Consider the following 17,631-nt stretch of genomic DNA (forward strand, 5'->3'; position numbering starts at 1 on the left):
CTTGATTGCACGTCAGGCATGACGCGACAGCCGCCAGTGATTAAAGTGTTACCGCAAAGTGTCGATACTCTAGGTAGGGTCGATGCACAGCATGGGCGCAACTTTCCTCTCAATATCCGTTACATCGGGACCACGCATGCGGCCATCCTTCGCATTGAACCGCCCCTTGACCTGGGCTGCCATGGCAGCGTTGCCGGCCTGTATCTGGCTGCCCAGTCCCGGTTTGCGAATGGCCGCCGTCGCCATCGTCGTGGCGGGGTTGACGGCTGCCTGGCGCCAGTTGAAGCGAGACCGCCAGCACGCCGATCTGATGCAGCAGGCACTGATGCTCTCCGAAGAGGGTGTGCAGATCACCGATGCCGAGAACCGTATCCTCGCCGTGAATCCCGCCTTTACGCGCATCACCGGTTTCACCGAGGATGAAGTGCGCGGGCTCAATGCGACCAACCTGGCCGCAGCGCGTCACGACCCGGCCTTTTTCAAGCGGTTCTGGCAGACCCTGCACAGCAAGGGGCGCTGGGAGGGGGAGATCTGGAACCGGCGCAAGCAGGGCGACGAGTTTCCCGAATGGCTGCGGGTCAAGGCGGTCACCGACAGCCGTGGACGCATCAGCCATTACGTCGGCACCTTTACTGATATTTCGGTACACAAGGCTCGCGAGCAGGACTTGCGACGCATCGGCTTCGAGGACCCGCTCACCGGTCTGCCCAACCGCCGCCGGCTGCATGACCTGATGACCTCGCGGCTGCGCCACCTGCGCGCCGGCGAGAGCCTAGACATGGCGATCATCGATATCGACGGCTTCAAGGCGGTCAACGACAGCCTCGGCGTGGAGCAGGGCGACCGGCTGCTGGCCCGCTTCGGCCAGCGCCTGGCTCGGCATGTGGCCGGCGGCGTGGTGGGGCGCCTCGGGGGCGACGAGTTCCTGGTGATACGCACCACGACGTACGACGACCACGACAACTGGATCGCGGGACTGCGACAGCACCTGGGCGAGCCTTTCGAAGTCGGCAACAAGACCCTGCGCCTGGGACTCTCCATCGGCAGCTGCCGGGCCCCTGAGGACGGCAAGGAGTCCGGCGTGCTGTTCCAGCGTCTGGAATCGGCGCTCTATTCGGCCAAACGCCACGGGCGTAACGTCAGCCAGCGCTTCCGCCCGGCACTGGACGTGCAGAATTCACCACACATGACGCTGGTCTACGGCTTGCGCGATGCCTTGGCCAATGGCGACCAGCTCGAGCTGTATTACCAGACCCAGCACCGCATCATGGATGGTGCCGTGGTGGGCATGGAGGCGCTGCTGCGCTGGCGGCACCCCGAGCATGGCATGGTGTCGCCGGTCGACTTCATTCCGCTGGCCGAGCGCCATGGTCTGATGGGCCAGCTTGGCAACTGGGTGATCGACGAGGCGCTGGCCCAGATGGCGCGTTGGCGGGAGTTGGGCCTGCCCCAGCTTCCCGTGTGGATCAATATTTCGGCGATCCAGATGTTTCAGGGCGAGCTCGAAACGGCACTATCGGCGGGCCTGGCGAGACACGGCATCGAGCCACCCCAACTGGGCCTGGAGCTGACGGAGTCGGTGCTGCTCGACGAGCGCGCCGGCGATATCGTGCCGCGGCTGGAGGCGCTGCGTGCCAAGGGCCATCGTATTGCCATCGACGACTTCGGCATGGGCTACTCGTCGTTGAGCTACCTGAAGAACCTGCCGCTGGACAAGCTCAAGCTCGATCGCGCCTTCATCCGCTCGCTGCCCGACGATCCTGCCGATGCCGCCATCGTCAGTGCCGTGCTGGCGATGGCGAGGGGGTTGGGGCTCGACGTGGTGGCCGAAGGCGTGGAGACACAGGGGCAACTCGATTTCCTGCAGCAGGCCGGCTGTCGATTGGTACAAGGCTATCTCTATGCACGGCCGGGGCCGGCCGAGCTGATCGAAGCGCAGTGGCAAGCCCGCCCATCGGACTCGGCGGGCTTGATGCTGCGTGCCGAGCCCACGACTTAGCCGCTGATTTATTGCATCGTCGACATTGTCACTCCGAGGCGGAGTTTCTAGGCGGGAGGTAGCAATGCCTTGAAGGCTTCCAGCGCTCGGAGGCGTGCCATCCTGTGTTCGACGATGGGCGACGGGTAGCCGGTGTCGGCGCGCTGGGCTTCGCTGGGGGCATGGCGATCCCGGGTCGGCAGCTCGGCCAGTTCGGGTACGTACTCGGCAATGAAGCGAGCCTCCGCATCGAAGCGGTGAGACTGGCTCGTAGGATTGAAGATACGGAAGTAAGGCGCTGCATCGGTGCCGGTGGAGGCGGCCCACTGCCAGCCACCGTTGTTGGCGCAGAACTCTCCATCCACCAGGTGACGCAGGAAGAATGCTTCACCTCGCCGCCAGTCGATCAGCAGGTGCTTGCTCAGGAACATCGCGGCGACCATGCGCAGCCGGTTGTGCATCCAGCCGGTGCGGACCAATTGACGCATGGCGGCGTCGACGATGGGGTAGCCGGTGCGCCCCTCGCACCAGGCACGAAAACCGGCTTCGTCGTCGCGCCAGGCCAATGCCTCGGTGTGCCGCTGGAAGGCGCGATAGCGGCATACCCGTGGGAAACCTGCCGCCACATGCTGATAGAACTCCCGCCACACAAGCTCGTTTACCCAACTGACGATACCGGCATCGCCCTCGGCCAAGCTGCCGTCGTTCTCGCTCAGCGCGGCCTGCAGGCACTGGCGATGCGAGATCATGCCGAGCGCCAGATAGGGCGAGAGTTCGCTGGTGCCGGCCACTGCGGGGAAATCGCGCTGCTGCGCATAGCGGCGCGCGCGAAAGCGCAGGAAGCGCTCCAGACGGTCGGCGGCTGCCGCTTCGCCGGCAGGCCAGCGCGTCATATCGGCCGGGGGGGCGTCGAGCGGAGGCAAGGGGGCGATTGCGTCGCTCTCGATGGCTGGTGAAGGTTGCGGGGGAGGACGGTCGCGCAGAGCCAGGCGCTGTGCTGTCAGTTGGCGGTGCCAGGCTCGCGCAAAGGGCGTGAAGACACTGTAGAAGTCACCTTTGCCGGTCAACAGCTCGCCGGGAGCGAAGGCCACGCTGTCGTGATGGCCAGTCGCGGTAAGGTCGGCTTGTCGAAAGGCCTCGATGACGGCCTGGTCGCGGCGCTGCTCGTCGAACGGGTACTCGCGGTTGAAGTGCAGTGAGCTGGCGCCGGCCTCGCGGGCAAGATCGAGCAGGGTAGCCGGGGCCTGGCCGAAGTCGTCGATATCGCGATGCAGCAGGGGTATGCCGATGCCGGCCAGGTCCTCGCCGAGGGCCACGACACCGCGATGCCAGAAGTCGAGCTTGTTGACTCCATGCCCGTGTCGTTGCCACTGGGAAGTGCTGCGCAGGAACACGGCGATGACCGGCCCCCGGCGTGCGGCGGCTGCCAGCGCCGTGTTGTCATGAACGCGCAGGTCGCTGCGAAACCACATCAGGGAGCAGGTCATGGTCGGCTGCCTCGCGATGGGGTCAGTGGTCGAGAATCAAGGGGCGCATGCGGGCCATGGCCAGGGGCAGGTCGTCGCCAAGCAGTTCCACCAGGCTGTCGGCCAGATCGCCGCTACGAATCCGCGCGACCGGCCCGCACAGGCCGAGGGGGGCATCGAGCTGCTCGGCGAGGCGGGGCAACTGGCGACGGATCAGGTCGGCCCGCTCGGCGCGGCCGCTGACCAGGATCAGCGCGGCGGCATGCAGGCGCTCGACCGCCAGTGGCAGTTCGCCGAAGGGCAGGGCGCTGTCCATCAGTTGGACCTGGTAACCGGCATCGCTGGCGGCGAGTGCGGCCATCAGCAGCCATAGGGGGCCGGGGTCGTCGGGCAGCGGGGCGATCAGTAGTACGGGTCCCTTGGCCAATCGGTTGGCATGGTAGAGGCGGATGCCGATGCGGGTGCGCAGGAACGACTCCAGACAGCGGCGCTGCAGGGCGGCGCCGAGCTGGTCGGCCCAGTGCTCCTCGAGTTCGCGCAAGACCGGCTGCCACAGCTCCGTCAGGCAGGTAGATACGGGATAGAGTGCCAGACTCTGGGTGAAGAGCGTTTCCATCTGGCCCTGGTCGAGGGCCTCGATGGCCGCCATCAGCTGGCGTCGTTGGCTGGGCCAATCGCCGGAGGCAGGCTCGGTGGCCGGTACGGGTTGTGGTTGGTCGATGAGTTCCTTGACCTGGCTGACCGGCACGCCGCGGCTGAGCCACTGCAGGATTCGCTCGACCCGCTCGATGTCTTCGCGGGCGTAGAGCCGATGCCCCTTGGGGGTACGCTTGGGGCGGATCAGCCCGTAGCGACGTTCCCAGGCGCGCAGGGTAACCGAATTGACGCCGGTAATGCGTGACACCTCGCGGATAGGATAGAGCGGTGTGTCGGCCCGGTGGGCCCCCTTCTCGGTCATGCTCGCCTGCCTCTTGTGTTGTCTTGGCCACGTGGCAACGGTGCTCGGGCCGCTGCCAAGGAATATTGTACACTAAGCGGGCGGTGTACAACTGATGGCGGTCATGGTCAAGTCGGCAATGCTTCTCCGGCCTGTTCGGCTACCACGGCGGCCAGGGCCTCGATGAAGGCAGGGTGCTCGCCAACGGGCGGCAGTAGCGTCAGTTCGGTATCGGGGTGGTTCGCCCTCAGCGCCTCGACCTGGGCCGGGACATCCTTGCGCAGGTGCCGCCCGGCGGCGAAGAACAAGGGAAGGATTTCGATGCGCCGAATGCCGGCCGAAGTGAGTTCGGCCACACTGCTTTCCAGCGAGGGTTCGCTAAGCTCCATGTAGGCCAGCTTCAGCGACGTCTGCATGCGAGTGGCCAACGCCTCGTGGAACCGCTCGAAGGGGGCGCGCCATGCGGGGTCGCTGGAGCCATGGGCGAGCAGGATCAGGCTGTAGGACATGGCGGGTCTCCCGGAAACACGACGTTCAGCGGCTGGGCGGGGTGTCGAGCTGCACCTGAATTGCCCGGTTGCCGGCAGCATAGCAGAGATGTACAACGGTTGTATAACGAGAGGCTGCGAAGCGGCCGAATGCGGAGGGAGTCGAATGCGAGTCTTGATTACCGGAGGTAGCGGTTTCGTTGGCCAGCGCCTTTGTCAGCGCCTGAGGGAGGCGGGGCATCGCCCGCAGGTGGTTTCGCGTGATCCCGAGGCCGCCAAGCGCAAGCTGCCCGAAGGGGCGGACGTGCGACGCTCGGTGCTCGATTTCGTCGATTCGCCGCCGCATGCCATCGTCAACTTGGCCGGGGAGCCGATTGCAGCCAAGCGCTGGAGCGATGAGCAGAAAAACCGCCTTATCGACTCCCGGGTCAATATCACCCGCGACCTGGTGATTCTCTGCGAGCAACTCGAGCAGGCCAGCGGCAAGGCGCCAAAGGTCATGGTGTCGGGTTCGGCGATGGGTTATTACGGGGACCAGGGAAACCGCGAAGTCAGTGAACAAACGCCTCCCCACGACGAGTTCGCCCATCGTCTGTGCAAGCGCTGGGAGGATACCGCACTCGAGGCGACCGACTTCGGTACCCGGGTGGCACTGCTGCGCACCGGCCTGGTGCTGGACACGGGGGGTGGCAGCCTTGCGAAGATGCTGCCGCCGTTCAAGCTGGGGCTGGGGGGGCGTTTCGGCGACGGCAACCAATACATGCCCTGGATCCACCGCGAGGATCTGGTGCGTAGCATTCTGTTCCTGATCGAGCGTGACGATCTCGACGGGCCGTTCAATGGCAGCGCGCCGCATCCCGTCACCAACGCCGAGTTTACCCGCGCCCTGGCCAAGCAGCTCAACCGCCCCGCCGTCATGCCGGTGCCGGCGGTCGTGCTGGAGACCGCCTTCGGCGAAATGGCACGCCTGCTGCTGACCGGCGCCGACATGCGCCCGGTGCGCCTGCTCGAGGCCGGTTTCGAGTTCCGCTTCCCGACGCTGGAGCAGGCTCTCGCCGATATTCTTTGATTGTCATTCTTAGTCGCCGATGGTGACTATCACCCGCACCGCATCCAGCCGCAGCCGCGTGCCGTCGATGGCGGTATCCAGCTCGCTGCGTTCGCGGCGCAGCGCCTCCAGCTCTTCCTCGCGCACCGCTGGATTGAGCCGTGCCAGTGCTTCCAGGCGGGCCAGTTCGCCATCGAGCTCCCGGCGCATGCGCACCTGGGCGGTCTCGACGATGCTCGGCAGCTCGCGCTCGGCCTCCTGCTCGCCTTGGGTGAGCAGTTCCCGCAGCTGATCGTGACGGCTGCGGATCAGGTCGCGAGCCATGGCCTTCTTGACCTTCTGCAGGTTTTTCGCCAGACCGGTGAAGGAGACCTTATCGCTGAGCACGGCGCCGGATTCGTCGAGCAGCACGCGTACCGCGGTCGGTGGCAGAAATCGGTTGACGTGCAGCCGCCTGGGGGCGGGGCAATAGGTGCGAAAGACCAGCTCTGCCATCAGTCGCCCAGCGGGTATCGCCGGATGCTTGAGCAGTGCCAGGGCGGTGTTGCCCATGGCACCGTCGAGGATGCGTCCCATCATCTCGCGCAGCAGAGGGTGTTCCCATGAGAGCCTTTGCACGTCGTCGCGGGCCAGGGCACGTCCACGCGACAGCGTGGCGGTGAAACCCTCCTCGCCCTTGGCCAGGCCGGGCAAGCCGTCGAGCATCTGCGGGCTGGGCTGCAGGTGCAGCAGGCCGCTGCCGAGTTCGTGGCTGTCGATGCCGAAGATATCCAGCGCCTGATCGAGGTAGCGCGGTAGCGCCGGGTCGTCGTCGAGTTCACGGATCGCCGCCGCTACCGCCTCGGCCCGGTCCGGACGGCAGGCGTTGAGCTCGAGCAGGCGGTTGCGCCCGGCGTCGCGTTGGGCCAGGCGGCTCTCGAACAGCATGCGGGTCTCGTTGATAACGTCGTCGAGGGCCTCGTCGTCGAGCAGGGCCTCGGCCAAGGCGTCGCCGAAGGCGTCGAACAGCTCGTTGCCGACGCCATGGGGCGCGTCGAAGGCGTCCATCCCTTCGCGGAACCAGCGCAGCAGGCGCTCTCCGGGGCTGGCTTCGAACAGCGGCACATGGAGCTCGATGGCGTGGCGCTGGCCGATGCGGTCGAGCCGGCCGATGCGCTGCTCGAGCTGGTCGGGATGCTGCGGCAGGTCGAACATCACCAGATGGTGGCAGAACTGGAAATTGCGCCCCTCCGAGCCGATCTCCGAGCAAACCAGCACCTGGCTGCCCTCCTCCTCGTCGGCAAAGGCCGCAGCTGCGCGGTCGCGCTCGATCAGGGTCAACCCTTCGTGGAACACTGGGGCGTGGATGCCGCCCAGCACCCGCAGCGCCTCGGCCAGGCCCTGGGCGGTCTCGCGACCGTGGGCGATCACCAGTACCTTGTCGTTGGCGAAGCCTTGCTCGCCCTCGTCCGCGAGACGCTCCAGCAGCCAGCTCACTCTAGGGTCGATCTGCCACCAGGGCTCGGCGTTGAGCGGGTCGTCGGATATCGCCCGGTAGGTGGCATCGGGGTAGATCAGCACGTCGGGGTGGTCGAGCCCGGTCTCGATCAGCAATTCGTCGAGATAGTCTTCGTCGCGCTCGAGCTTGCGTAACACGCGGCGGTAGGCCGAGGGTAATGCCAGCGATGCCAGGTGCAGGCGGCGTTCGGGAAAGCCGCCGACATGGCGTCGGCTATTGCGAAACATCACCCGACCGGTGCCGTGGCGGTCGAGCAATTGATCGCGTAGTTGATCGCGAGCGCTGTCCCGCTGCTCCGGGCTGCTTTCCGCATCGGCCAAGGTGTCGAGCAAGGCCAGGCTATCGGGTTCGTCGATCGCAGCGGCCACGCTATTGCGAGCCTCGATGCCCGCTTCGGGCAGGCGCTCCAGCGCGTCGATGGCCTGGGCCACTTCCACGTAGTGCTGCTCCTCTTCGCGGAACGCATCCAGGCTGTGGTAGCGGTCCGGATCGAGCAGACGCAGACGGGCGAAGTGGCTTTCGAGCCCCATCTGCTCGGGGGTGGCGGTCAGCAGAAGCATGCCCGGCACGGCCTTGGCCAGGCGCTCGACGCAGGCATAGCCGGGGCCGACCTGCTCGGCGCTCCAGTCGAGGTGGTGGGCTTCGTCGACGATCAGCAGGTCCCAGTCGCAGGCCGCGGCCTGCGACTGGCGGTGGGGGTTGGCGAACAGCCAGTCCTGGCTGGCAAGGATCAGCTGGCCCGACTCGAACGGATTGGCTTCAGCCTGGGCCAGGCTCTGCTGCTCGTCGAGCAGGGTTACCTCGAGGGCGAAGCGGCGTAGCAGCTCTACCAGCCACTGGTGCGTGAGGCTTGCCGGTACCAGGATCAGGGCGCGCTCGGCACGGCCGGTGAGCAGCATGCGATGCAGGATCAGCCCGGCCTCGATGGTCTTGCCCAGTCCCACCTCGTCGGCCAGCAGTACACGCGGCGCGTGGCGGCGCGCCACTTCATCGGCGATGTATAACTGATGCGGGATCAGGTCGATGCGGGGCCCGGCCAGGCCCAGCGCCGGGTTCTGCTCGATGCGATGATGGTGGTGCAGGGTGCGGAAGCGCAGGTCGAACCAGTCGTTGCGATCGACCTGGCCGGTCAGCAGGCGGTCACGGGCCTGGTCGAACTGCATGGTGTCGGCCAGGCGCGCCTCGGGCAGTTCGCGCAGCTCGCCCTGATCGTCCTCGCCGATATAGACGATCAGCCCGTCGACCTCCTTGCTGTCGTCGACGGTCAGGCTCCAGCCCTCGGTGGACTGGATCCGGTCGCCGCTGCCGAAGGCCACACGGGTCAGTGGCGCCTGGCGACTGCTGTAAGTGCGGGTTTCCTGGCTGGCGCCGAACAGCACGGTGACGCTACGGTGGTCGCAACTCAGGATGGTGCCCAGGCCCAGGTCGGCCTCGCCGTCGCTGATCCAGCGCTGGCCGGGTGAAAAGTCGCTCATGATGCCTCGGTCGATGCTGAATACGGTGCGCATGCTGTCGGCGAAGAGAACTCCGTCAGCAGCAGGGCGGGGGATTCTAACGCAAAGCCTGCGCGGGCTTAAGGCTGGTGGAGAAGAGCGGGAAATGGTAGGGCCCGCTCGTACTGTCTAGTGGGACTGCAGCCAGCCGTCCAACTGTGCCCGCGACAGCTCGCCCACGTGGCGCTCCACTGCGCGGCCCTCGCGGTCGAACAGCACCGTGGTTGGCAAGCCTGGCGACGCCATGGTCTTCATCATTTCCTGGCTCGGGTCGAGCAGCGCGTAGCGGAAGGCCAACTCCTGCTCGTCGAGATAGCGCACCACCTGCAACAGCTCCTCACCCTGGTTGATCACCACCACGCTGACACCCTCGCGCTCGTCGGCCTCGGCCAGCAGTGGCATTTCGCGCAGGCAGGGCGGACACCAGGTGGCCCACAAGTTGACCACTACGCGTTCGCCACGCAGATCCTGCAGGTTGACCGGCTCGCCGTCGAGGTTTTCCAAGGTAACGCTGGGTAGCTCGCGCAGAGGCATGTCACCGCCCAGCGGCGCCAGAGTGACGAGTACCAGCCACAGCGCCGAGACGCCAATGGTCAGGCTCATGGCGCCGATCATGGACAGCAGTCTGTCGCGCAGTGCCCAGCCGGTCCAGATCAGCGCCGCAAGCAGTCCCCACAGGCCGTGGTAGCCAGCCTGCCACAGCTTGAGCACGTCCAGCGGGGCGACGGCATAGGCGTCGAGATTCATGGCCACGTGGCCCAGGCGGGCGCCAACCAGCCAGGTCAGCAGCAGGCCGTTGAACCAGCGCGCACGGACGGTGGATGAAAGCCCCAGCAGCAGCCATGCCGCGAGTAACAGCAGCAGAGCGCAGCCAATGGCGTACAGGCGCGGGACGGATATCAGTACGGGGCCCAGGGCGAAGGCGTCCATTGGCTCAGCTCCGAGAAGGGGGGTCGGCGCAAACGGCAAGACCGGGTAGAATCATTCACTTGCAGAAGATTACTGCGTCAGGCAAAGCAAGCCTACTGCGCACGGACAGCACTGTCACCCGGCGGGAGCCTTCATGGCACAGAAGTCGTTCGATACCCTGCGCGCCCTGGCCATCGGCAGCCAGGCGCTGGGCTTCATCCTGATCATTACCTTGGAAACAGTGATGGGGGGCGAGGCTGCCCGACCCTGGCAGGGAGTGACGCTGGCCGCCATGGTGGCGTTTGCCTTGGCGCTGGCGTTGGCACGTCTCTACCGGCGCAACAAGACACGCAAGGCCATGGCACGACGCCTGGCGGACGACGATGACGAAACCTGAGTCCAGCGACTCGAGTCGAGCCCGCAGATGGCGCCTGGCACTATTTGGCCTGATGGCGTTCCTGCTTTTCGGGTGTGCCGGCACGTCGGCTCCGCGTGAACATGGGGCGCTGCTGTCCACTGCCGAGAGCGAAGCTACCTGGCTGGGCCAGTGGGCGCAGCTGAGCGCTTCCGCCCACCCTGGCAAGAGCGGTTTCGCCCTGCTTTCCAGCGGCCAGGACGCCTTCAGCCTGCGCGTGCTGCTCAGCGAGCAGGCCGATCGGCGCCTCGATATCCAGACCTACTTGATGGGTGATGGGTTGACGACCCGGTTATTGCTGCACCGCCTCCTGAGTGCCGCTGATCGAGGCGTCGAGGTGCGCCTGCTGATCGACGACATGGGCGCCGTGGGTCAAGGGCAGGAGCTGGCCGCGCTCGATAGCCATCCCAATATCCAGGTGCGCGTCTACAATGCGCTGAGCCTCGGCCGCGGGACGTTGACGGGCCGGGTGCTGGCCTCGGCACCACAGGCCTCCCGCCAGCATCGTCGCATGCACAACAAACTGTGGATCGCCGATGGCGCCCTGGCCATCGTCGGTGGGCGCAATCTGGGCGATGAATATTACAGCGCCAGCGAGCCGCGCAATTTCACCGACCTTGACCTGATGGTGCTCGGGCCCGTGGTAGAGCCGCTGTCGCGCAGCTTCCATCTCTACTGGAATCATGGCCTGGCGCAGCCCGTCGGACGCTATCACCATGCGGATGGAGAGGCCTGGCGTGAACTGCAGGCATTGCTTGTCGAGTGGTTCGAGGCCAACCTCGACTCGCCCTACTTCACCGAACTGCGCCAGCGCTATGCCGATGCCGAGCAAGGCCCGCTGGTGGGCAGGCTGCACTGGGGAGAAGGCATCGCCCTCTGGGACCCGCCGGGCAAGCCGGCATGGCGTGGGCGCCCGACGTTTTCCCGCACCATGGCCGGTGAGCTGCTCGAGCACGCCGGTGAACCGAGCGAGCGGCTGGTGATCGTCTCCGCCTACTTCGTGCCCGGTGAGCTTGGCACGCAGCGCTTGAGGGAACTGGCCGAATCGGGTGTCGAGGTCGAGGTCTTCACCAATTCTCTCGAAGCCACCGACGTGCCGTTGGTCCATGGCGCCTACCAGGTGCGCCGCAGAGCGCTGCTCGACAGTGGCGTCAGTCTCTACGAAATGCGCGCCGAGAGTGAATCCGACGACGAGGGATTCGGCGTGGGTTCATCGGCCTCCGCCCTGCACATAAAGGCGCTCGCCATTGATGACGATCGTGTGTTCGTCGGCTCGCCCAATGCCGACCCTCGTTCCGTGTGGTGGAATACCGAAGTGGGCGTGCTGGCCACGAGCCCGAGCCTGGCGGCAGAGCTGCAAGCAATGGCGGAAATCGGCAAGTCGCCGGCACTGAGTTATCGGGTCGGGCAACAGGCGTCGGGACGGTTCCACTGGCAGACCGTCCACGAAGGGGAGACAGTGCGACTGGTGCAGGAGCCCGGTGGCTTCTGGCGTCGCCTGGGTGCCCGGCTGGGCAGGATTACCTGGCTGGAGCCGCTGCTCTAGGTTGCGGGGCGTGTGGCGTCGTCCAACTGCTGCGCTCAAGCATGGGTCTCGGCGATGCCCACTCGGTTGCGTCCCGCCCGCTTGGCCCGGTAAAGGGCGCCGTCGGCGCGGGCCAGCATCTCTTCGGGGCTTTCGCCTCGCCGGTACTCGGCGATGCCCAAGCTGATGGTGACGGCGAGCCCGTGCAGGCGGGTCTCGGCCACCTGCTGGCGCAGGCGCTCGGCGAATATCGACGCCCCCTGGGCGGACGTGTCCTGCAGCAGGATGGCAAACTCCTCGCCACCCCAGCGGGCCAGCAGGTCGGTACTGCGCAGGGTCTTGCCTACCAGCAAGGCCAAACGCTTGAGAATGATATCGCCGGTATCGTGGCCATGCTGGTCGTTGACCGATTTGAACAGGTCGATATCGAAAAGCAGCAGCGAGAAGGTATTGTCGCTGCGTTCGGCCTGCCGGATTGCCTTGCGCATGGCGGCATCGAAGGCGCGGCGGTTATGCGCCCCGGTCAGGTGGTCGCGGGTGGCCTGCTGTTCCAGCTCCTGCTCCAGGCGCTTGCGTTCGGCGATGTTGTGGAACACCGCGATGAAGTGGCGGATGTTGCCTGCCTCGTCATGGACAACCGTGATTGATTGCCACAGCGGATAGATTTCGCCGTACCTGTTGCGGTTCCAGATCTCGCCTTGCCAGTGGCCGGTCTCGCGTACGTCCTGCCACAGCCGCGCGTAGAACGCCTTGTCATGCCGGCCAGACTTGAACAACCGTGGCGTGTGGCCGATCACCTCTTCCGGGAGATAACCGGTGATGTCGGTGAAGGCCTGGTTGACTCTCTCGATGCGCATCTCCGGATCGGTGATCAGGGTGGCCTGGCCGGTCTGGAATACGCTGGCGAGAAGCCGCAGCTCCTCCTCCTGACGCTTGCGCTCGGTGATGTCCTCTTTCACCGCCACGAAGCGTACGATCTCGCCGGCATCGTTGCGCACCGGCGTGATGGTTTCGGCTTCCCAGTAGAGTTCGCCGCTCTTCTTGCGGTTCTGCAGCTCGCCGCGCCAGACCTGTCCGCTGCGCAGGGTTTGCCACAGGTCGCGATAGACGATCTCGGGCGTCAGGCCCGACTGGATCATGGCCGGTGTCTTGCCGACCAGTTCTTCGCGGGAATAACCGGTCACCTCGAGAAAGCGCTGGTTGACGTACTCGATGCGCCCCTCGGTATCGGTAATCGCGGTTGCGGCCGGGCTCTGCTCCACGGCAATGTAGAGTTGATAGAACTTGGCTCGCAGTGTATCGATATCGTTGCTGGAGCAGTGGGGGCCGGGCATGGCAGCAGCAATGCCGGCGCTGCCATGCGCAGTTGCAAGCTCGCTATTCTCCACGAGCACCCTCCCTACGAGTGGACTTGTTCCAGGGCAAGTTTCTTATGTCTTTTGTATGATCGCTTGGCCGAATCTTGCATCAAAAGGGACGGTGGCGACCCCTCGGTCGCGGAGCATAGCGTCTTTTCGCAGCACGTTCACGCCGAAGTTGGGGATGACGGGCTAAAGAAGGGCAAACCACTTTTTCATCGACAGCGCGGCTTCGTCTGCGGGCTGCGGTTCGTGCATATAAAACCCCTGAATCTGGTCGCAAGCATGGCGACGCAGGTATTCCACATGCGCCGCCGACTCGACGCCTTCGGCGACGACCGTCAGGCCCAGGTTCTTGCCGAGATCGATGATGGCCTCCGTGAGGCTCCTGTCGCCGGCATTGTCGAGAAGGTCATGGATGAACGAGCCGTCTATCTTGATCGTGTCGAGCGGAAATGCCTGCAGCTTGGAGAGCGAGGAGTAGCCGGTGCCGAAGTCGTCGATCGCGATGCGCACGCCGATTCCTCTCAGCTCCTGCAGGACTCTGACGGCTTTTGGCATGTCCTGCATCATCATGCTCTCGGTGATCTCGACCTCGAGCAGTTCGGGGGCCATGCCGGTGGCCTGAAGTGCGCCTTTGATGTCTCTGAGCAGACCATCATCGAGGAACTGACGGGCCGAGAGATTGACCGCCATGCTCAATGCCGGGAAGCCGGCCTTCTGCCAGGCGACATTCTGTCTGCATGCCGTGTAGATGACCCAGCGGCCGATGGGGATAATGAGACCATTTTCTTCCGCCAGCGGTATGAACTGCTTGGGCAGTACCAGCCCGAGTTCCGGATGTTGCCAGCGAAGCAGCGCTTCCATGCCGATGACGCGGCCGGTCGCCATATCGAGCTTCGACTGGTAGTAAAGCAGGAACTCCTGGCGCTCCAGCGCCTTGCGCAGGCTCGACTCGAGAGCCAGGCGCTCCAGGGAATCCGTCTTGAGCTGCTCCGAGTAGTACTGGGCGTTGTTCTTGCCCTCTTCCTTGGCGTGATACATCGCCACGTCGGCGTGTTTCATCAGGGTTTGCTCATCCTCGCCATCGGCGGGATAACGGGCAATGCCGATGCTGACCGTAATACGAAACTCCTGACCCACCAGAGTGAAAGGGGTGCTGACTGAGGCAAGGATCTTGTCGGCAACCTGGTTAATCTGGTTCGGCTCAGTGATCTCGGGGAGCAGAATGACGAACTCGTCACCACCCAGTCGGGCGACGGTATCGCTTTCCCGCACTGCGCGGCCAAGTCGGCGGCTGACCTCCCGAAGCAGCTCATCGCCCGCATCATGTCCCAGAGAGTCGTTGATCGCCTTGAATCGGTCCAGATCGAGAAAGAGCAGCGTCAACTGCTTGTCGTAGCGGCGAGCGTGCTGCATCCCTTTGGTCAACAGACGGCTGAAATAGGCTCGGTTCGGCAACCCCGTCAGGTTGTCGTGGAAGGCGAGATATTCGGCACGACGGGCGTGGTCCAGGCGCTCTTCGAGTACCCTGGCCTGCGCCCTGCGGAGTTTCCGGCTCAGCCGGCCGAGCAGTGTCAGCATGGCGAGCGCAACGATGCTGACCAGCATCGCGCGCCAATAGTAGGTGTGTCGAAGTGCAGCGGCGGCGGCCATCTGCTCCTCCTCGGAGAGACCGACGACGATGGCGAACGGGAACTCGTACAGCGGCCTGGCCACCAGGTAACGGCGCACGCCGTCCCAGCCATTGACGCTTACCCGGGCGGGCTCACCGAGTGCACTGTTATCCTCCAGCAGCTTCTCATAGTCGATCTGCTCGCCCGTATGGATGTGTTCACCAGTACGGCGAACCAGAAAGGTGTCGTCTTCCCCCGCCAGGGCCAACGCCCCCAATGCCCCGAGCGTGTCCATGTCGTAGCCGCTGACGAAATAGGTCGCATTCACCACCACGGACACCCAGCCCGCCTCTTGTTGCCCGCTTTCAGACAGGCTTCGGTGGAAGGCCAGCTTGCTGTCCTGCTCGGACGTGGCCTGATGGTGAAGTTCGACCCTCAGGCCCTCCTGCCCGGCAACGGGTGAAATATCCTCCGTGTACGAGGGCCCGTGCGTGCTGGCGATGACGTTGCCCTCGCCATCGCTCAGACGGACCTCGAACAGCAGGGTGGGGGGGAGCATGTCCTGCTGGCTCAGTTCATCAAGAACGACCTGCGGCGGGCGTTCGTCGAGACTGTAGCGCACCAGCTTGAGGGTGGTATCGATCTCGCGCAGCGCCCGGACGACCTGGGCCTCGTAGGTCTCCGCCATGTCCGTCGCGAGTACCGCCGCGCGGCGGTGAGCAGCCGACTGCTCACGTGCGGTCAGGTTCCACGTGACCAGCCAGATGGCTGCCAGTGCCAGCAGGGCGAGACCCGTGAAGAGCATGCCGGGCTCGACGAGGCGATGCATCCAATGCCGCTTGGTGAGGGGCGGGCCCGTAGCGGTGCCAGCGTGCGAGGTGGGTTCAATCAATGGTCACCACCCGCAGGCGCTCATCAACGTAGGCGTCGTCCACATAGCCGATGGCAGTGGCCTGCCCCGCCACGAAGTCGGCCATGGTCTGATGATCCGCCAAGCTGCGTGGTGGCTGGCCGCGGCCGGTGAAGATCAGGCGCGACCAATGCATCTTGATCTGGGCGGGCGTCTGGCCCAGATAGTTGCGATAGAACGTGACGTAAGCCGGGGAGTTCTCGTGCTGGTCCACGGGCATGGCGGGTTGCCCGCCAGGGAAGCGGTTGGTCCGGCCCAGGTAGATATCGGTCAGCTCGCTGCGCGTGAGGTTACTCACCGGGCTCTGGGCGGAAACCACCACCACGGCATCGGCCAGGGCAGGGCTCGATGCCAGGCCGAGGAGCAGGATGCAGCCGATCTTCGTGAGTCGCGAAGGCATTCTTGTCTCCTCAGAACACGAAGTCGAGCGCTAGGCTGAACAAGTTGACCGAACCGCCGGGCTCGAAGCCTGGCTGCGAGTTGACCAGGTAGCCGCGCGATCCCCCCTCGTGGTTCATGTGGTCGAACTGGGCCTTGACTGCCATGTTGCTGCTGAAATCCCAGCGTACACCGACAGAAACGCTTCTCTGCTGTGGCTGCCCCTGAAGCATAGCGTTGAGCATCGCATCCAATGCTTCGCTGCCGGGCTGTGAGAGGCCCGGGGTGGACGTCTTGCTGAGAATGCGCTGACCGGCATATGTCAGATAGGGCGTGAAGGCACCCAAGCGGTAGCCACCGGAAATGTACCAGCCGCGGCTATCTGCCAGGAAGGTGCGGCTGCTGGTCTGGGTCCATTCGCCCATCGCGAACCAATTGCCGGGATCGTAGCGTGCCCCCAGGCTGATCACTTCAAATGACTTGCCATCGACATTGTAGCGATCGGCAATGGCATCCCCTTCGGGGCCAAACATTCTGAACGCATCGAATAGCGGGTTGAATTCCTCGATGGTCAGGCGGTAATGGCTATAGGCGGCAAAGACGCTGACGTTGCCATGCTCCATGGTATTGCTGACCGTCAGCCCTTCCCGGGCGCGTGCCTCGGCCGTGGCTCGGCTCAACGTGGCGTCGATGTAGGGAAAGGTGGAATCACTTTGCCCATAGGTGGCCCGAAGCGTGTTGGTGACGCTTGCGATATGGGCGCGGTAGCTTACGTCCACGCCGTCAGCGCTGGAAACCGGTATGGTGCGATAGACTTCCAATGGCGGGCGGATCCAGGGCGTCGCGTAGCCTACCTTGCGATACTCTGAATTCATGAAGACCGGAAGTATGACGCGGCCGACTCTCATGCTCAGGTCTGGAGTCACATCGAAATTGATGTTGGCCCACTCGATTGCCGGCCTGAACTGGCCATCGTACTGCTGCTCGGTAACGGCCTGCACCACGCTCGAGAGGCGAGGCGTAAGGTTAGCGGTAAGCTGCAGGCCCAGCCGGCTGTCGACCTCGGCACTCCAGTCACTGGTATGGCCAGCCCCTCTGGGCATCAGCATGCTCGAAACGAAATCTGCCTCGCCCTCACTGGAATGCACCACGGCAAGTGTGCCGAAGCCATTCAGGGACAGTGAGGGGGTATTCGCTTGTGCGGCAAGGGGAAGCCCGTATGCCAGCACCAGCGAGGTGAGGAGGGTAAGAGATAGCTTTCTCGACATATGGGAGACCACGTGCGTGGGCGGTGATACATGGCCGTCTCCGAGCGGTGGCGGAAGGCTGGCCGAATGATTGACTTCGCAGGCAGGAGAGGTACGTCTCTGCTTTCTAAACGAGCTATCGGCAGGAGATCGAAGAACTTGAGGTCAGAGGGGGTAAGTCGGCGACAAACGTGCGGCTGGCTTCACGACGCAAAACCGCCACCCGGCATGATCCGTAAGTGGCGGTTTTTACTGAATTCTCTGGTCGGAGTAGCAGGATTCGAACCTACGACCTCTGCCTCCCGAAGGCAGCGCTCTACCAAGCTGAGCTATACTCCGTTGTTGCGTTTCGAGCTGCCTCTGAA

At 64.6% G+C, this 17,631-nt stretch carries 13 protein-coding genes and 1 tRNA gene; 4 read left to right on the forward strand and 10 right to left on the reverse strand.

Features of this window, described 5'->3' with window-relative positions:
* Window positions 1–136 precede the first annotated feature (136 nt).
* Window positions 137–1,999, forward strand: coding sequence for a putative bifunctional diguanylate cyclase/phosphodiesterase (locus tag ACRWQA_RS02440; protein WP_263581346.1), 1,863 nt, complete (start codon window positions 137–139; stop codon window positions 1,997–1,999).
* Between the two features lie 47 nt (window positions 2,000–2,046).
* Here ACRWQA_RS02440 and phrB read toward each other — a convergent pair whose 3' ends face one another.
* From phrB to ACRWQA_RS02455, 3 genes are all read right to left on the reverse strand, one after another.
* Window positions 2,047–3,465, reverse strand: a complete 1,419-nt coding sequence (gene phrB, locus ACRWQA_RS02445) for a deoxyribodipyrimidine photo-lyase (RefSeq protein WP_263581345.1) — start codon at window positions 3,463–3,465, stop codon at window positions 2,047–2,049.
* 22 nt (window positions 3,466–3,487) lie between these two features.
* Window positions 3,488–4,402, reverse strand: a complete 915-nt coding sequence (locus ACRWQA_RS02450) for a MerR family transcriptional regulator (protein WP_434226939.1) — start codon at window positions 4,400–4,402, stop codon at window positions 3,488–3,490.
* Window positions 4,403–4,509: 107 nt separating this feature from the next.
* Window positions 4,510–4,890 carry a sirohydrochlorin chelatase gene (locus ACRWQA_RS02455; protein WP_434226940.1) on the reverse strand — a complete coding sequence of 127 codons (381 nt, stop codon included), beginning with the start codon at window positions 4,888–4,890 and terminating at the stop codon, window positions 4,510–4,512.
* A gap of 145 nt (window positions 4,891–5,035) precedes the next feature.
* Here ACRWQA_RS02455 and ACRWQA_RS02460 point away from each other — a divergent pair, with 145 nt between their 5' ends.
* Window positions 5,036–5,938, forward strand: a complete 903-nt coding sequence (locus ACRWQA_RS02460; RefSeq protein ID WP_434226941.1) for a TIGR01777 family oxidoreductase — start codon at window positions 5,036–5,038, stop codon at window positions 5,936–5,938.
* Between the two features lie 9 nt (window positions 5,939–5,947).
* Here ACRWQA_RS02460 and rapA read toward each other — a convergent pair whose 3' ends face one another.
* Both rapA and ACRWQA_RS02470 read right to left on the reverse strand, forming a co-directional pair.
* Window positions 5,948–8,890, reverse strand: coding sequence for an RNA polymerase-associated protein RapA (gene rapA, locus ACRWQA_RS02465; protein WP_434226942.1), 2,943 nt, complete (start codon window positions 8,888–8,890; stop codon window positions 5,948–5,950).
* A 147-nt stretch (window positions 8,891–9,037) separates the two neighbouring features.
* Window positions 9,038–9,838 carry a TlpA family protein disulfide reductase gene (locus tag ACRWQA_RS02470; protein ID WP_434226943.1) on the reverse strand — a complete coding sequence of 267 codons (801 nt, stop codon included), beginning with the start codon at window positions 9,836–9,838 and terminating at the stop codon, window positions 9,038–9,040.
* Window positions 9,839–9,971: 133 nt separating this feature from the next.
* On the opposite strand from ACRWQA_RS02470, the gene ACRWQA_RS02475 reads away from it, so the two are divergent.
* Window positions 9,972–10,214: a hypothetical protein gene (locus ACRWQA_RS02475; protein ID WP_263581339.1), complete on the forward strand. Its 243-nt coding sequence runs from the start codon at window positions 9,972–9,974 to the stop codon at window positions 10,212–10,214.
* A complete protein-coding gene (locus ACRWQA_RS02480; protein WP_446326244.1) occupies window positions 10,201–11,778 on the forward strand; it encodes a phospholipase D family protein in 1,578 nt (525 codons plus the stop codon). The genes ACRWQA_RS02475 and ACRWQA_RS02480 overlap by 14 nt, the downstream gene beginning before the upstream one ends.
* A gap of 35 nt (window positions 11,779–11,813) precedes the next feature.
* Here the strand turns inward: ACRWQA_RS02480 and ACRWQA_RS02485 are convergent, their stop codons facing one another.
* From ACRWQA_RS02485 to ACRWQA_RS02505, 5 genes are all read right to left on the reverse strand, one after another.
* A complete protein-coding gene (locus tag ACRWQA_RS02485; protein ID WP_263581337.1) occupies window positions 11,814–13,145 on the reverse strand; it encodes a sensor domain-containing diguanylate cyclase in 1,332 nt (443 codons plus the stop codon).
* A 162-nt stretch (window positions 13,146–13,307) separates the two neighbouring features.
* Window positions 13,308–15,560: a putative bifunctional diguanylate cyclase/phosphodiesterase gene (locus ACRWQA_RS02490; RefSeq protein ID WP_434226945.1), complete on the reverse strand. Its 2,253-nt coding sequence runs from the start codon at window positions 15,558–15,560 to the stop codon at window positions 13,308–13,310.
* 55 nt (window positions 15,561–15,615) lie between these two features.
* Window positions 15,616–16,041 carry a type 2 periplasmic-binding domain-containing protein gene (locus ACRWQA_RS02495; protein ID WP_434226946.1) on the reverse strand — a complete coding sequence of 142 codons (426 nt, stop codon included), beginning with the start codon at window positions 16,039–16,041 and terminating at the stop codon, window positions 15,616–15,618.
* 10 nt (window positions 16,042–16,051) lie between these two features.
* The gene (locus ACRWQA_RS02500) at window positions 16,052–17,287 is read right to left on the reverse strand and encodes a porin (protein ID WP_446326245.1); all 1,236 of its coding nucleotides are present in this window, start codon (window positions 17,285–17,287) and stop codon (window positions 16,052–16,054) included.
* Window positions 17,288–17,528: 241 nt separating this feature from the next.
* Window positions 17,529–17,605, reverse strand: a tRNA-Pro gene (locus ACRWQA_RS02505).
* Between the last annotated feature and the right edge of the window lie 26 nt (window positions 17,606–17,631).

The organism is Billgrantia sp. C5P2, from assembly GCF_051062895.2.

What these genes read in the sequence shown, in the direction of transcription:
- ACRWQA_RS02480 (WP_446326244.1), top strand. Translation starts at nt 10,201, where the DNA reads ATGACGAAACCTGAGTCCAGCGACTCGAGTCGAGCCCGCAGATGGCGC.
- ACRWQA_RS02500 (WP_446326245.1), bottom strand. Translation starts at nt 17,287, where the DNA reads ATGTCGAGAAAGCTATCTCTTACCCTCCTCACCTCGCTGGTGCTGGCA.
- ACRWQA_RS02475 (WP_263581339.1), top strand. Translation starts at nt 9,972, where the DNA reads ATGGCACAGAAGTCGTTCGATACCCTGCGCGCCCTGGCCATCGGCAGC.
- ACRWQA_RS02495 (WP_434226946.1), bottom strand. Translation starts at nt 16,041, where the DNA reads ATGCCTTCGCGACTCACGAAGATCGGCTGCATCCTGCTCCTCGGCCTG.
- ACRWQA_RS02440 (WP_263581346.1), top strand. Translation starts at nt 137, where the DNA reads ATGCGGCCATCCTTCGCATTGAACCGCCCCTTGACCTGGGCTGCCATG.
- ACRWQA_RS02460 (WP_434226941.1), top strand. Translation starts at nt 5,036, where the DNA reads ATGCGAGTCTTGATTACCGGAGGTAGCGGTTTCGTTGGCCAGCGCCTT.
- ACRWQA_RS02490 (WP_434226945.1), bottom strand. Translation starts at nt 15,560, where the DNA reads ATGCATCGCCTCGTCGAGCCCGGCATGCTCTTCACGGGTCTCGCCCTG.
- rapA (WP_434226942.1), bottom strand. Translation starts at nt 8,890, where the DNA reads ATGAGCGACTTTTCACCCGGCCAGCGCTGGATCAGCGACGGCGAGGCC.
- ACRWQA_RS02450 (WP_434226939.1), bottom strand. Translation starts at nt 4,402, where the DNA reads ATGACCGAGAAGGGGGCCCACCGGGCCGACACACCGCTCTATCCTATC.
- phrB (WP_263581345.1), bottom strand. Translation starts at nt 3,465, where the DNA reads ATGACCTGCTCCCTGATGTGGTTTCGCAGCGACCTGCGCGTTCATGAC.
- ACRWQA_RS02470 (WP_434226943.1), bottom strand. Translation starts at nt 9,838, where the DNA reads ATGGACGCCTTCGCCCTGGGCCCCGTACTGATATCCGTCCCGCGCCTG.
- ACRWQA_RS02455 (WP_434226940.1), bottom strand. Translation starts at nt 4,890, where the DNA reads ATGTCCTACAGCCTGATCCTGCTCGCCCATGGCTCCAGCGACCCCGCA.